Genomic DNA, 12249 nt, shown 5'->3' with positions numbered 1-12249 from the left:
CATGGGCCGCGACGGGATGCTACCTCCGGACAAACGAATCTTGCCTATTTTGCCACAGAGGTAGATGGGGGGAGAGATATTCTGAAGCGGCTGCTTATTCGGTCGGCGGCACGTAGCCGGTGGCGGCGTCGGCGCCGTCGCCGAAGAAATGCTTTTCCATCTGCGCCGCCAGGTATTTGCGGGCCCGTACATCGGCCAGGTTCAGGCGGTTTTCGTTGACCAGCATGGTCTGGTGCTTGAGCCAGCCGGCCCAGGCTTCTTTCGAGACGCTTTCATAGATGCGCTTGCCCAGTTCGCCCGGGTACGGCGGGAAGTCCAGTCCTTCCGCTTCTTTGTCCAGCTTGATGCAATGGATGGTGCGTGCCATGGTTTTTCCTTGTAGATATTGCGAGCCATGCTGCCACAGGCCCGCTTGTAAGATCAGTTGAATAGGGGATGGTTCGACTGGCGCCGGTTTTATAGGGTCTTGATCAGCACCAGCGATTTCCGTTGCCAGTTATACATGTGCTGGCGGTCCTTGGGCAGGTCGTCGACCGTGGCGTGGACGAAGCCGCGCCGCAGGAACCAGTGCGAAGTGCGGGTGGTCAGCACGAACAGCTTGGTGAAACCGGCAGCGCGGGCCCGGCTTTCCATGTGCTTGAGGATGCGCTCGCCGTCGCCCTGCGCCTGCACTTCCGGATTGACCGTGAGGCAAGCCATTTCCGCCATTTTTTCGGTCGGGAAGGGATACAAGGCAGCGCAGCCGAAGATCACGCCGTCATGCTCGATTACCGAGAAGTAATGGATTTCGCGTTCGATCAGTTCGCGGCCGCGCTTGACCAGGGTGCCGTCGTTTTCCAGCGGCTCGATCAGCTTCAGGATGCCGCCCACGTCTTCAATCGTGGCTTCGCGCAGACTTTCCAGGTTTTCGTAGGAAATCATGGTGCCCACGCCATCGTGGGTGAACAGTTCCAGCAGGACCGAACCGTCGGTGGCGAACGGCACCACATGGGCGCGCGGCACGCCGGCGTTACAGGCCTTGATCGCGTGCTGCAGGTAGAAGGCCGAGTCGGCCGGCAGGCAGCCGCTGTCCAGCACTGCTTGCGCCTGGTGCGACGACAGTTCGCGGATTTCGGTCTCGCCGGCGTCTTTCATCAACGGCGTTTCGCTGATGAAAATCAGTTTTTCGGCGCGCAGCGAAATCGCCGCCGCCACCGCCACGTCTTCCATGGTCAGATTGAACGCTTCGCCGGTCGGCGAGAAACCCAGCGGCGACAGCAGCACCAGGCCGCCGGCGTTGAGGATCGGGTGGATGGTGTCGTAATCGATCTTGCGCACCACGCCGGTCAGCTGCAGGTCGGCGCCGTCGATCACGCCGAGCGGACGGGCGGTGACAAAGTTGCCAGAAATGATACGGATCGCGGCATGCGCCATCGGTGTGTTCGGCAAGCCCTGGCTGAAAGCGGCTTCGATATCCAGGCGCAGTTCGCCGGCGGCTTCCTTGGCGCACTCCAGCGCGGCGATGTCGGTGATCCGCAAACCGTTGTGGAAGCGCGCTTCTACATTGCGCAGCGCCAGCTGTTCTTCGACCTGGGGCCGGGAGCCGTGCACAATCACCACCTTGATGCCTAGCGCATGCAGCAGCGACAGGTCTTGCGCCAGCACCGGCAAGGCGCCGGCGGTGACCAGTTCACCCGGGAACGCGACGACAAAGGTCTTGCCGCGGAAGGCGTGGATATAGGGCGCGACCGAGCGCAGCCATTGTACGAATTCGTTGGGATTTTCCATTTCGCACATTATATACAGGATAAATGCAGGACATCGCGCAGCCTGCAGGGATTCGGTGTTTTATTGCATCCCGCGGAATCCTGCGCTGCAAAACCATCTGCAATGCGATAATCCGGCCATGACAAATATGATGACAACATCGTCCATTACCGTGGAATTTGAAGCGGTGGACGTGCAACGGCTGCTGCAGCACGCCGAAGCGGCGACCGAACACCTGCCTTGCATGGGCGACCAGTTTGTCGCCAGGTATTACGCCGGCGGCAAGGTGATTACCAAGAACGACTGGCCCGACGTCAGCCAGATCGATATCACGAAGATCCCGCCGGCGCTGTTCCTGGTCAACGATTCCTTCCTGATGAGCAATGGCATCGACCCCAGGCAAGCCATCGTCTGCGTCTACAAGAACGGCCACGTCGCTTCCGAGCAGCAGAACGAAAGCGACGCCTTCGCGCTCGGCTCGGAAGAGTTGCCGACCGTGACCCGGATCTTGCTCCGGGATTTTGCCGGCATGGAGACCGCGCAGAAAATCCGCATCACCTTCCAGCACGATCCGCGCAAGGGACCGCTGGTTTCATTGGAGGTGATCCAGCAAAACGGCGAAGCGGGGGAAGCCCGGATAGTCAATCGCCGTCCCTGAGGACGGCGATTCGGAGGGTTATTGGCTGGCCAGTTCCAGGCTGACTATGGTGAGCGCGCCCTCGACCTTGTCGATGGCGAACCTGACCTTGTCGCCGGGCTTGAATTGCTCCAGCATGGCCGGGTCGCCAGCCTTGTACAGCATGGTCATGGCCGGCATGCCGAAATTCGGGATTTGTTCGTGCTTGAGGGTGATCTTGCCGGTGCCGGGATCGACCTTGAGGATTTCGCCGCTCACCATCGGCAAGGCGGCCTGGTCGGCCGGCGTGGTCTGCATTTCGGTGGCGTCGCTGGCGGCGGCCATGCTGGTCAGGGGCAGGCCAACGATCAATGTGGTGAGGATGACGATTATCTGCAGGTATTGCATGATCAGAGTCCTTTAAGCTGCGTGATGCGATATCGCATTGCTAGGATGGCATAGGGCTTTCCGGGGATGATTAATAGCATATACGGGCATATGCGGGCGACCGGGCGCTTATCAAGCGTTGCCCTGAGATATCGATACTCGGGTATGCAGGGCCAAAAGTACCGGCTTTTTACAGCTCGTTACGAAATGCCAAAATACTATTGTTTTGCAATGTCCCGCCTGTAACCTGCTGAAATTTTACAGTTTTTCTTCTTCCGTATAGTATACCCCCCTATACTATATAAAGAGGCAGCCATGGGCCACACCATCAAAGACAAGCAGAAACTCTTGAACCGGGTGCGCCGCATCCGCGGCCAGGTGGAGGCTATCGAGCGCGCGCTGGAAGAGGAAAAAGGCTGCATGGATGTGCTGCAGCAAATCACCAGCTGCCGCGGCGCCATGAATGGCTTGCTGGCAGTCGTGTTGGAGGACCATATACGCACGCACCTGGTGGAGGCGGACCCGGACAGCCATGAAGGGCATGGCGACGCCAGGGAACAGCTGATAGACGTCGTCAACAGCTACTTCAAGTAGGTCCGCCATGACCGAATTTTCCACGCTGTTGCAGCAGGGCGCATCCAACGCCTGGCTGTTCATCCCCAGCGCAATCCTGCTCGGCGCGCTGCATGGCCTCGAACCCGGCCATTCCAAGACCATGATGGCGGCCTTCATCGTTGCGATCCGCGGCACCATGGCGCAAGCCGTCCTGCTCGGCTTGTCGGCCACGGTTTCCCACACCGCCGTGGTGTGGATCGTGGCCTTGCTCGGTTTGTACCTTGGCCGGCAATGGAATGCCGAAGCCAGCGAACCATATTTCCAGCTAGCGTCCGCGCTGCTGATGATCGGCGTCGCCGCATGGATGATGTGGCGCACCTGGCGGCATCAGCATCTTGCGGAACATCAGCATGGTCACGATCATCATGACCACCACGGCCATGACCATCATCAACACGCAGGCGGCAGTCTGGACGTGCCGGCGCTGGGTTACCAGGACCCGCACGAGCTGGCCCATGCCGACGACATCCGCCGGCGTTTCGCCAACCGCGACGTAACCACCGGACAGATCGTCCTGTTCGGCCTGACCGGCGGCCTGATTCCTTGCCCGGCATCGATTACGGTGCTGCTGCTATGCTTGCAGTTAAAGAAGATCGCACTTGGGGCGACGCTGGTGCTGTGCTTCAGCATCGGCCTGGCGCTGACGATGGTGGTGTCTGGCGCGCTGGCAGCCTTGAGCGTGAAGCACGTATCCAGGCGCTGGAGCGGGTTCGGCGAGTTTGCGCGGAAGGCGCCTTATTTTTCCGGGATGCTGATCCTGCTGGTCGGCCTCTATGTCGGCTACCACGGCTGGATCGCGATACCTGGATAGCTCCCGCAGAAGGGCTACACCGTGTTTCAATTCGAAACATCTGATACACAATCTGCATGGCCTGATGGCCGACTCCTCCATAGAATCGAATCAACATCAACGGTCTAAGGAGTATCAAATGGAAGCCAGCCCAACCACAGCACGTCTGCACCCACTGGTCGCCGGCGCTGCCGGCTCGGTCATCCTGGTAAGCCTGCTCGGCATCGCGGCGATTACCGGGTTTCTCCCGAATTCCCGCGGCAACACGGCTGCGGCGCCATCCCCGGACAGCGCGCAAACAGTGCAGCAGCCGTTGGCCGCCAACGGCGCTGCGCCGGCAACCGGCGCTCCAGTCCTGGTGCAGACCGCGAACGGCTATCAATACATGCAGCCGGTGGCAGCGCCTGCCGTGGCGGGGTACCAGGTCGAGCCGGCGCCCAAGCAGAAAACCGTAGTGCACCATGTCTACCGCACCAGCAGCCCATCGTATGCACAGAACGCAGCGGCGCCGCAATACCAGGCCCAGCCTGAGCCGGCCCGTCCGGTGTCGCAGGTCAGCCCGCTGGGAATCGCTACCGGCGCGGTGGTCGGCGGATTGCTGGGGAACCAGGTTGGCAGCGGCCGTGGCCGCACGCTGGCGACAGTTGCCGGGGTTGTCGGCGGTGGGTACCTGGGCAATACGGTTGCCAAGAATTACGGTTACTGATCCTGGAACCTGGTAAAAATAGCCCATCCCGGATGGGCTATTTTTTTGCGCGCGCTACTTTCATTCGGCAGCCTGGATTTTTGTGACGACCAATGCGCCATTGGCCTTTTCGGCGACAAAATCGATCTTGTCGCCCGGTTTTACCTGATCCAGCAGCGCAGGATCGCTTACCCGGAACACCATCGTCATCGGCGGCATGCCCAGGTTCGCCAGCGGACCGTGCTTGATGGTGATCTTGCCGGCCTCCTTGTCGATTTTCCGGACTTCTCCGCTCGACATGGCGGCGGCCTCCGCGGACCTGATTTCGGCCGCGGGTTCCTGCGCAGCCGCGACCGGCATATTGAACGAGATAAGCAGCGGCAGTGCTAAAGCAGTAAATACAATGGATCGGGTTTTCATGAAAACTCCTTTGGTCTGGTAAAAAAATTATTTGACGACGATATCGCCGCGCATGCCTGCTTCAAAATGGCCTGGCTGCAAACAGGCGAAATCAAACCTGCCGGCCTTGCTGAACTGCCATATCAATTCCCCGCTCTTGCCCGGGGCTAGCGATACCTGGTTAGGATCCGAATGTTCCATTTCCGGAAATTTCTGCATCAGCGCTGCGTGCTCTTGCAATTCCTTGATGGAGCCGAGCACCATTTCATGCTTGACCTTGCCGGAGTTCTTGACGAGGAACCTGACGGTTTCACCGCGTTTGACCAAAATGGTTGCCGGCGTGAAGCGCATCGTGTCGTTCATGTCGATTTCCACTGTTTTCGATACCTTGCCGGCGTCGCCCGGTTTGCCAACCGACGGCGCATGTTCGTCGTGGGCGAAGGCATTGGCCGACAACAGCGATAGAGCCAGGGTTGAGGCGGTCAAAACGGATTTCATAAAATTTCCTTTCAGTTCAAGATGTTGTATTGCTTTGGTCAATGGTTGTCATGTGAGCCGGGCTTGATCACTTTCAGGACCTTTTCGCCCGGCCTGGCGGCCACGCCTTCGGCGTCCGGCGCCCGGGTCGCCGCCGGCATGGATGCGTCGCCGCCTTGCCATTCGTAGGCAACGGTGCCGGCGGAGTGGCGGTACCAGCCGGGGTCCTTGTAATCGTTGCCGGCCAGGCCTTTACGCACCTTCACCGTGGTGAACATGCCGCCCATCTCGATGCCGCCGAACGGGCCGCTGCCGGTCATCATCGGCAAGGTGTTGTCCGGCAGCGGCATTTCCATCTCGCCCATGGCGCCGCCGGTTTCTCCCATCGCCATGTAGTCCGGCACCAGCTTGTTGATTTTTTCAAGGACGTCGCGCTGGTCGACGCCGATCATGGTCGGCACCTCGTGGCCCATGGCATTCATGGTGTGATGCGATTTGTGGCAATGGAAGGCCCAGTCGCCGAGATCGGTGGCGTCGAATTCGATGGCGCGCATCTGGCCCACGGCGATATCGGTGGTGACTTCCGGCCAGCGCGAAGCCGGCGGCGTCCAGCCGCCGTCGGTGCCGGTAACCACGAATTCATGGCCGTGCAGGTGGATAGGATGGTTGGTCATGGTCAGGTTGCCGACACGGATACGCACGCGGTCGCCCTGCCTGCACACCATCGGATCAATGCCCGGGAAAGCGCGGCTGTTGAAGGTCCACAGGTTGAAGTCGAGCATGGTGCTGGTTTTCGGGGTGTAGCTGCCGGGGTCGATGTCGTAGGCATTCAGCAGGAAACAGAAATCGCGGTCGGCGCGGTGCTGGCTGGGGTCTTTCGGATGGGTGATCCAGAAACCCATCATGCCCATCGCCATCTGCGTCATTTCATCGGCATGCGGGTGATACATGAAAGTGCCGGGACGTTTTGCGATGAACTCGTAGACAAAGGTCTTGCCGGGCCGGATGCCCGGCTGCGTCAGGCCGGTGACGCCGTCCATGCCGTTCGGCAGCCGCTGGCCATGCCAGTGCACGCTGGTATGTTCCGGCAATTTGTTGGTGACGAAGATGCGCACGCGATCGCCCTCGACCACCTCGATGGTAGGGCCGGGCGACTGGCCGTTGTAGCCCCACAGATTGGCTTTCATGCCAGGCGCGATTTCGCGCACCACCGGTTCGGCCACCAGGTGGAATTCCTTGACGCCGTTTTTCATGCGCCAGGGCAGGGTCCAGCCGTTCAGGGTGACCACCGGATTGTAGGGCCGTCCGTTGGGTGGAGAAAGCGGCGGCTGCGTGGCCGCGCCAGCCATCGTTACGGCTTCGGGCAACGTTGCCGCACCGGCCCGGCTGACCAGGCTGGCGCCAATGGCGACAGCGCCCGCGCCGCTCATGAAATTTCTACGTGACACCATGATGTCTATCCTTGTATCTGCATTAAGCGCTGATTAGTCGGCAGCTGCGACGACAGAGGCGCCGGGTTTGCTGTCGGCTGCTGTCGGTGAGCGGCCGGTTTGCGCCATTTTCAGCGCCGAGTCGGCGATCCAGAAATCGCGCAGCGCTTCGATTGCGCCGTTGACGCTCCGGGCTTGCTCCCTGGCGTCCGCGAGCAATGTGAAAACGCCGATCAGCATGCCGTTGTAGCGCAGCATCTGTTCGTCCGAGATGCGTTTCTTGAGCGGCACGATTTCTTCGCGGTAGTGGCGCGCGATCTCATAAGAGCTGCGATAGGCGGCATACGCTTGCCGTACCTCGGAGCGGGCGTTGACGGCCAGTTCCGCCGAGCGGTTCACGGCTTCCATGTACAGCGCCTCGGCTTTCGCCACGCGCGCGCCGCCCCAGTCGAACAGGGGGATTTCAAGCTGGATCGAATAGCCGTTCTCGCGCGACGGACTCTGGTTGTAGTTGTTGTGCATCAGGCCGACATCGAGGATGTTGATGAAACGCGTAGCCTTGGTCAGCCCCAGGGAGCCGGCCAGGCCGGCCAGCTCGCGCCTGGCCATCATGATGTCGAGCCGGTTTTGCATGGCTTGTACTTCGATGTCGCCGATCTCTTGGGCTGCTTTCGGCAGGTCGGGCAGCCGCTCCGGCAACTGGAATGCCGCCTGCTTGCCCCACAGGCCGAGCAGGCGGGTCAGTTTTTCGCGTTCCGCTACCTGTGCCTGCGCCGCGCGCGCCAGCTGCACCGTGGCGTCGGCGTAGAACGACTGCTCGCGCGCCTGTTCCAGCTTGCTCCAGTTGCCGGCCGCCGCCATCTTGCGCGCCAGTTCGGCGCCGGCTTCGGCGGAAACCTTGACCTGTTCCATGTATTTGACGGTTTCCTGCGCCGCTACGGCAGAGAAATAGGCGTGGCGTGTTTCATCGGCGACCGCCAGTGCGTCGCCGGCGGCGCGGAATTGTGCCTGTTCGAAACGGCGGCGCTCGATCTTGCTGGCGAACGGCATGGTCAGCAGGCTCATCACGGGCAGCATCAGGGAACGGTCGATTTCGATGTCGCTGCCGCGGCGCAGGTGGCCGAACGAAAACGACGGATTGGGGATGCGTCCGGCTTGCACCAGGTCCGCTTCGGCGATACCCAGTCCGCTGTAGCTGGCTTGCAAGCCCTTGTTGTTGAGCAGCGCAATCTTGACCGCATCGTCGACGCTCAGCGGTTTTGCCAGCAGCGGCGCGATGGTATTGGCGACGCTGGCGGCGTCGTCTTCCGACTTGACCCACTTGATATCCTGGCCGCTGCGTTCCTTGACCAGCGACTGCACCGGTGAGTAGCCGCCGTCTTGCGACAGCGAAGCGCAGCCGGCCAGGACGAGCGGAAGCAGAACAATGGCGGCACGGACAGTGCGCCTCGTAGTGAGGGTAAAAATCATGATGTCCTCGATGATGCAATGCGAACGGAATGCGGACGCGCAGGCGAATGCGCGCCGCAAGCGGCGGCAGGATTTACGCGTTACGGCTGCAGGCAGCGATGGCCCGGGACCGGCGGCTCAATCCTGGATCAGATGGCGAGGGAATGCGGAGGCCGTTCGAGGCCTTCCGGGAAGTATGCGGTGAATTGCTGGTCTGGCTGTACGCCGGTTTCCAGCCCGGCCGGCAGCGGCGCTACCGGATCGAGTGTAGGAGGAGCGCTGATGGCGCTGCTCAGGCAGCAGGATGCGCAGGCGCTGCATTTGCCCGCGCCGTTGTGGTGATGGGAATCATCTGCTGGCGAATCGTTGCTTGATGAATCGTTGCTTGATACTTGGGAGGCATCGGCAACATGGTGCTGGCTTGCCGAAAGCTGTTCATGATGATGAGCCTGTTGTCCCTGTGCCCGATGCATGCCGTGCTGGCTGGCCGGCTGATGGGCCGCGCCGCAATCAGGCATGGCGGACGATGCAAAGCCTTGCATAGGCAGAGCAAAGGCCAGGAGCCAGAGGATTGCGATCTTGAGGAAGCGGGACATGGGCGCCAGTATAAGTCAGAAATTAAGGACTAACAATGCAAGGAATGTCATTGCCGGGCAAGGCCTTCAAGGATAGGGCAATCCGGGCGGTCGTCGCCATGGCAATGGCAGGCCAGCTGTTCCAGCGTGGCCTTCATGGCTTGCAGCTCCTTGATCTTGTCGTCCAGTTCAGTAATATGCGACAGCGCCAGCTGCTTGACCTTGCTGCTGGGGCGCGACTGGTCCAGCCAGAGGCCGATCAGTTCTGCGATCTGTTTCATCGAGAATCCCAGCAGGCGGCCCTGGCGGATGAAACGCAGCAGGTGGATATCGCGTTCCGCGTAAGTGCGGTAGCCGCCGTCGCTGCGGCTGGCCTTCGGGATCAGGCCGGTTTCTTCGTAGTGCCGGATCATCTTGGCCGAAACCCCTGAAGCCAGAGCGGCGTCGCCGATATTCATGGCGTTAGTCATGTGTCTTCCCCTTGTTGGATTGAGGCCGCCAGCGGCGCAGCAGCAGAGCGTTGCTGACCACGCTGACACTGCTGAACGCCATCGCCGCGCCGGCCAGCACCGGGTTGAGGTAGCCCAGCGCCGCCAGCGGAATTCCGATCAGGTTGTAGATAAAGGCCCAGAACAGGTTCTGGCGGATCTTGCTGTAAGTGCGGCGCGAGATATCGATGGCATCCGCGACCAGGCCCGGATCGCCGCGCATCAGGGTGATGCCGGCGGCCTGCATGGCGACGTCGGTGCCGGTCGACATGGCGATGCCGACATCGGCGGCGGCCAGCGCCGGCGCGTCGTTGATGCCGTCGCCCACCATGGCGACCACGGCGCCGCCGGCCTTCAGGTCGGTGATGACCCTGGCTTTTTCGGCCGGCAGGATTTCCGCATGGATTTCGCTGATCCCCAGCTCACGGCCGACGGCGCCGGCGCTGCCTTGATTGTCGCCGCTCAGCATGGCGACCCGCAGCGACAGCCGCTGCAGCTGCTGGATCGCGGCCCTGGCGGTTGGCTTGATCTCGTCGCCGAAGGCCAGCAGGCCGGCCAGCGCGGGCAGTCCATCGGTTCCTGCGGCGAGCCAGGATACGGTGCGGCCCTCGGCTTCCAGCTGCCCGGCTTCGCTCGCCAGGGGGGCGATGTCGACGCCCAGTTCCTGCATCCAGCGTGAACTGCCCAGGTAGCACTGGCGATCGCCGACGCTGGCCTGTATCCCGCGTCCGGCGACGGCTTGCACCTTGCTGGCGGTATGTGCAGCCGGCAATCCTTTTTGCTCGGCGGCGGCGAGTACGGCGCGCGCCAGCGGATGTTCGCTGCCGCGCTGTACTGCCGCGGCCAGCGCCAGCAAATCATCGCTTGCATCCGGCGCGCTCGGCACCAAGGCCAGCAGCGCCGGATGGCCGACCGTCAGGGTGCCCGTTTTATCAAAAGCCACTACGCTGATGCGGTGGGCGATTTCCAGCGCCTCGGCATCCTTGATCAGGATGCCGAAACGGGCGGCGATGCCGGTGCCGGCCATGATCGCGGTCGGCGTCGCCAGCCCCAGCGCGCAAGGGCAGGCGATCACCAGCACCGCCACCGCGTTGAGCAAGGCCTGTTGCCAGTCGCCGCTGGCCAGGCCCCAGCCCAGCAGGGTGAGGGCGGCGATCAGCAGCACCACCGGCACGAAGATCGCACTGACCTGGTCGACCAGGCGCTGGATAGGCGCTTTGGCGGCCTGCGCATGTTCCACCATGCGGATGATGCGCGCCAGCGTGGTTTCGGCGCCGATAGCCGTGGTGTTCACCAGCAGCAGGCCCGAGCCGTTGATGGCGCCGGCGGTCACCCGGTCGTGCGCCCGTTTTTCTACCGGCAGGCTCTCGCCGGTCAGCAGCGATTCGTCGACCTGGCTGTGTCCTTCCAGCACCACGCCGTCAGCGGCAATGCGTTCGCCGGCGCGCACTACTACTACATCGCCGAGTTGCAAGGCGGTTATGGCGATATCGCGGTCGACGCTGTCCCTGCCTTCAATACGCCTTACCGTGGCACGTTCCGGGCGCAGTGCATTCAAGGTGCGGATGGCGTCGGCGGTCTGGCGCTTGGCGCGGGTTTCCAGCCATTTTCCAAGCAGCACCAGCGTGATGACCGCTGCCGAGGCTTCGAAATACAGGTGCGCCATGGCGCCATGCCCGGCCGCCAGCAACAGGTACAGCGACAAGCCGTAAGCAGCGCTGGTGCCAAGCGCCACCAGCAAATCCATGTTGCCGCTGCCAGCCTTCAGCGCGCGCCAGCCGGCCCGGTAGAAGCGGGCGCCGAGCCAGAACTGCACCGGCGTCGCCAGGGCCAGCTGCCACCAGCCGGGCAAGGCCCAGTCAAGTCCGAACGGCATGGCCAGCATCGGCAGCACCAGCGGCAGGGTAAACAACGCGGCAGCGGCGACCGGCCACCAGCTCGGCAATGCGCTCTTGGCGGCCGCCGCTGCTGGCGTCGGCTTGGGCAGCGAGGCTTCGTAGCCGGCCGCCTTGACTGCCGCGATCAGCTTGTCGACCGGGACCACGCCGGCGGTGCCCAACGTCGCTTTTTCGCTGGCCAGGTTGACCGCCACGGTCTGCACGCCAGCCACCTTGTGCAAGGCTTTCTCCACCCGGCTGACGCAGGAAGCGCAGCTCATGCCTTCGATATCCAGCGTGACTTCCTGCTGCCTGACCTGGTAGCCGGCTTTTTCCACGGCGGCGACCAGGGGGGCGACGGTCGTTGCGCCATCGGCTTGCACGGTCGCCAGTTCGGTCGCCAGGTTGACGCTGACTTCACGCACGCCGCTTACCTTGCGCAAGGCCTTTTCGACATGGGATACGCACGATGCGCAGCTCATGCCGTCTATCGGCAGCTGGAATTCGGTCGCTTGGATTGCGCTGGTACTGCTCATGGTGGACTCAGCTTGAATAGTGGTAATGGCTGCATGATCCACCTTCCCATGATGGGAAGGTCAAGCACAATTTTAACAGCCTGTCTTTTGCACTGCCAAAAGCTCTACCGCATATACGCAATGCGCTATACGGCAAGGGGCAGCGGCAAGTTAGGATGCCTGTCCAAGGAATTTTCCTC

Annotated in this window: 14 protein-coding genes; 4 read left to right on the top strand and 10 right to left on the bottom strand. The window is 61.9% G+C overall.

From position 1 onward, the window contains the following. Positions 1-94 precede the first annotated feature (94 nt). Positions 95-367 carry an oxidative damage protection protein gene (locus CFter6_RS17100; RefSeq protein ID WP_038487255.1) on the bottom strand — a complete coding sequence of 91 codons (273 nt, stop codon included), beginning with the start codon at positions 365-367 and terminating at the stop codon, positions 95-97. Between the two features lie 89 nt (positions 368-456). Next, positions 457-1767, bottom strand: a complete 1311-nt coding sequence (argA, locus tag CFter6_RS17095; RefSeq protein WP_041743556.1) for an amino-acid N-acetyltransferase — start codon at positions 1765-1767, stop codon at positions 457-459. A 127-nt stretch (positions 1768-1894) separates the two neighbouring features. Here argA and CFter6_RS17090 point away from each other — a divergent pair, with 127 nt between their 5' ends. Next, positions 1895-2404 (top strand): hypothetical protein, encoded by a 510-nt coding sequence (locus tag CFter6_RS17090; protein ID WP_150118799.1) that lies wholly within the window; start codon positions 1895-1897, stop codon positions 2402-2404. A gap of 18 nt (positions 2405-2422) precedes the next feature. Here the strand turns inward: CFter6_RS17090 and CFter6_RS17085 are convergent, their stop codons facing one another. Continuing rightward, on the bottom strand, positions 2423-2770 hold the full coding sequence (locus CFter6_RS17085) for a copper-binding protein (protein WP_236904346.1): 348 nt from the start codon (positions 2768-2770) through the stop codon (positions 2423-2425). Positions 2771-3064: 294 nt separating this feature from the next. Here CFter6_RS17085 and CFter6_RS17080 point away from each other — a divergent pair, with 294 nt between their 5' ends. The 3 genes from CFter6_RS17080 (at position 3065) to CFter6_RS17070 (ending at position 4860) form a co-directional block, all read left to right on the top strand. After that, the gene (locus tag CFter6_RS17080) at positions 3065-3343 is read left to right on the top strand and encodes a metal/formaldehyde-sensitive transcriptional repressor (RefSeq protein WP_061540945.1); all 279 of its coding nucleotides are present in this window, start codon (positions 3065-3067) and stop codon (positions 3341-3343) included. A gap of 7 nt (positions 3344-3350) precedes the next feature. Beyond that, positions 3351-4175, top strand: a complete 825-nt coding sequence (locus tag CFter6_RS17075) for a nickel/cobalt efflux protein RcnA (protein ID WP_061540944.1) — start codon at positions 3351-3353, stop codon at positions 4173-4175. Between the two features lie 118 nt (positions 4176-4293). Beyond that, positions 4294-4860 (top strand): glycine zipper 2TM domain-containing protein, encoded by a 567-nt coding sequence (locus tag CFter6_RS17070; protein ID WP_061540943.1) that lies wholly within the window; start codon positions 4294-4296, stop codon positions 4858-4860. A gap of 60 nt (positions 4861-4920) precedes the next feature. On the opposite strand, the gene CFter6_RS17065 is transcribed toward CFter6_RS17070, so the two are convergent. The 7 genes from CFter6_RS17065 to CFter6_RS17035 all read right to left on the bottom strand — a co-directional run bounded on the left by CFter6_RS17065 (position 4921) and on the right by CFter6_RS17035 (position 12070). Next, complete coding sequence (locus CFter6_RS17065; protein ID WP_061540942.1) at positions 4921-5259, bottom strand: copper-binding protein; 339 nt, start codon at positions 5257-5259, stop codon at positions 4921-4923. A gap of 27 nt (positions 5260-5286) precedes the next feature. Then, positions 5287-5736 carry a cupredoxin domain-containing protein gene (locus tag CFter6_RS17060; protein WP_150118798.1) on the bottom strand — a complete coding sequence of 150 codons (450 nt, stop codon included), beginning with the start codon at positions 5734-5736 and terminating at the stop codon, positions 5287-5289. Positions 5737-5774: 38 nt separating this feature from the next. Then, positions 5775-7166 (bottom strand): multicopper oxidase family protein, encoded by a 1392-nt coding sequence (locus CFter6_RS17055; RefSeq protein ID WP_061540941.1) that lies wholly within the window; start codon positions 7164-7166, stop codon positions 5775-5777. 33 nt (positions 7167-7199) lie between these two features. Continuing rightward, positions 7200-8615 (bottom strand): TolC family protein, encoded by a 1416-nt coding sequence (locus CFter6_RS17050; RefSeq protein ID WP_061542432.1) that lies wholly within the window; start codon positions 8613-8615, stop codon positions 7200-7202. Between the two features lie 128 nt (positions 8616-8743). Beyond that, positions 8744-9190, bottom strand: coding sequence for a hypothetical protein (locus CFter6_RS17045; RefSeq protein ID WP_061540940.1), 447 nt, complete (start codon positions 9188-9190; stop codon positions 8744-8746). A gap of 47 nt (positions 9191-9237) precedes the next feature. After that, on the bottom strand, positions 9238-9627 hold the full coding sequence (gene cueR / locus CFter6_RS17040) for a Cu(I)-responsive transcriptional regulator (protein ID WP_061542431.1): 390 nt from the start codon (positions 9625-9627) through the stop codon (positions 9238-9240). 4 nt (positions 9628-9631) lie between these two features. Continuing rightward, a complete protein-coding gene (locus CFter6_RS17035; protein ID WP_061540939.1) occupies positions 9632-12070 on the bottom strand; it encodes a heavy metal translocating P-type ATPase in 2439 nt (812 codons plus the stop codon). Between the last annotated feature and the right edge of the window lie 179 nt (positions 12071-12249).

It is taken from the genome of Collimonas fungivorans, from assembly GCF_001584145.1.
Classification (GTDB): Bacteria; Pseudomonadota; Gammaproteobacteria; order Burkholderiales; family Burkholderiaceae_D; genus Collimonas; species Collimonas fungivorans.
The sequence above is the reverse complement of the archived record's forward strand: the minus strand, read 5'-3'. Positions and strand labels throughout refer to the sequence as shown.

What these genes read in the sequence shown, in the direction of transcription:
- CFter6_RS17100 (WP_038487255.1), bottom strand. Translation starts at nt 367, where the DNA reads ATGGCACGCACCATCCATTGCATCAAGCTGGACAAAGAAGCGGAAGGA.
- argA (WP_041743556.1), bottom strand. Translation starts at nt 1,767, where the DNA reads ATGGAAAATCCCAACGAATTCGTACAATGGCTGCGCTCGGTCGCGCCC.
- CFter6_RS17090 (WP_150118799.1), top strand. Translation starts at nt 1,895, where the DNA reads ATGATGACAACATCGTCCATTACCGTGGAATTTGAAGCGGTGGACGTG.
- CFter6_RS17085 (WP_236904346.1), bottom strand. Translation starts at nt 2,770, where the DNA reads ATGCAATACCTGCAGATAATCGTCATCCTCACCACATTGATCGTTGGC.
- CFter6_RS17080 (WP_061540945.1), top strand. Translation starts at nt 3,065, where the DNA reads ATGGGCCACACCATCAAAGACAAGCAGAAACTCTTGAACCGGGTGCGC.
- CFter6_RS17075 (WP_061540944.1), top strand. Translation starts at nt 3,351, where the DNA reads ATGACCGAATTTTCCACGCTGTTGCAGCAGGGCGCATCCAACGCCTGG.
- CFter6_RS17070 (WP_061540943.1), top strand. Translation starts at nt 4,294, where the DNA reads ATGGAAGCCAGCCCAACCACAGCACGTCTGCACCCACTGGTCGCCGGC.
- CFter6_RS17065 (WP_061540942.1), bottom strand. Translation starts at nt 5,259, where the DNA reads ATGAAAACCCGATCCATTGTATTTACTGCTTTAGCACTGCCGCTGCTT.
- CFter6_RS17060 (WP_150118798.1), bottom strand. Translation starts at nt 5,736, where the DNA reads ATGAAATCCGTTTTGACCGCCTCAACCCTGGCTCTATCGCTGTTGTCG.
- CFter6_RS17055 (WP_061540941.1), bottom strand. Translation starts at nt 7,166, where the DNA reads ATGGTGTCACGTAGAAATTTCATGAGCGGCGCGGGCGCTGTCGCCATT.
- CFter6_RS17050 (WP_061542432.1), bottom strand. Translation starts at nt 8,615, where the DNA reads ATGATTTTTACCCTCACTACGAGGCGCACTGTCCGTGCCGCCATTGTT.
- CFter6_RS17045 (WP_061540940.1), bottom strand. Translation starts at nt 9,190, where the DNA reads ATGTCCCGCTTCCTCAAGATCGCAATCCTCTGGCTCCTGGCCTTTGCT.
- cueR (WP_061542431.1), bottom strand. Translation starts at nt 9,627, where the DNA reads ATGAATATCGGCGACGCCGCTCTGGCTTCAGGGGTTTCGGCCAAGATG.
- CFter6_RS17035 (WP_061540939.1), bottom strand. Translation starts at nt 12,070, where the DNA reads ATGAGCAGTACCAGCGCAATCCAAGCGACCGAATTCCAGCTGCCGATA.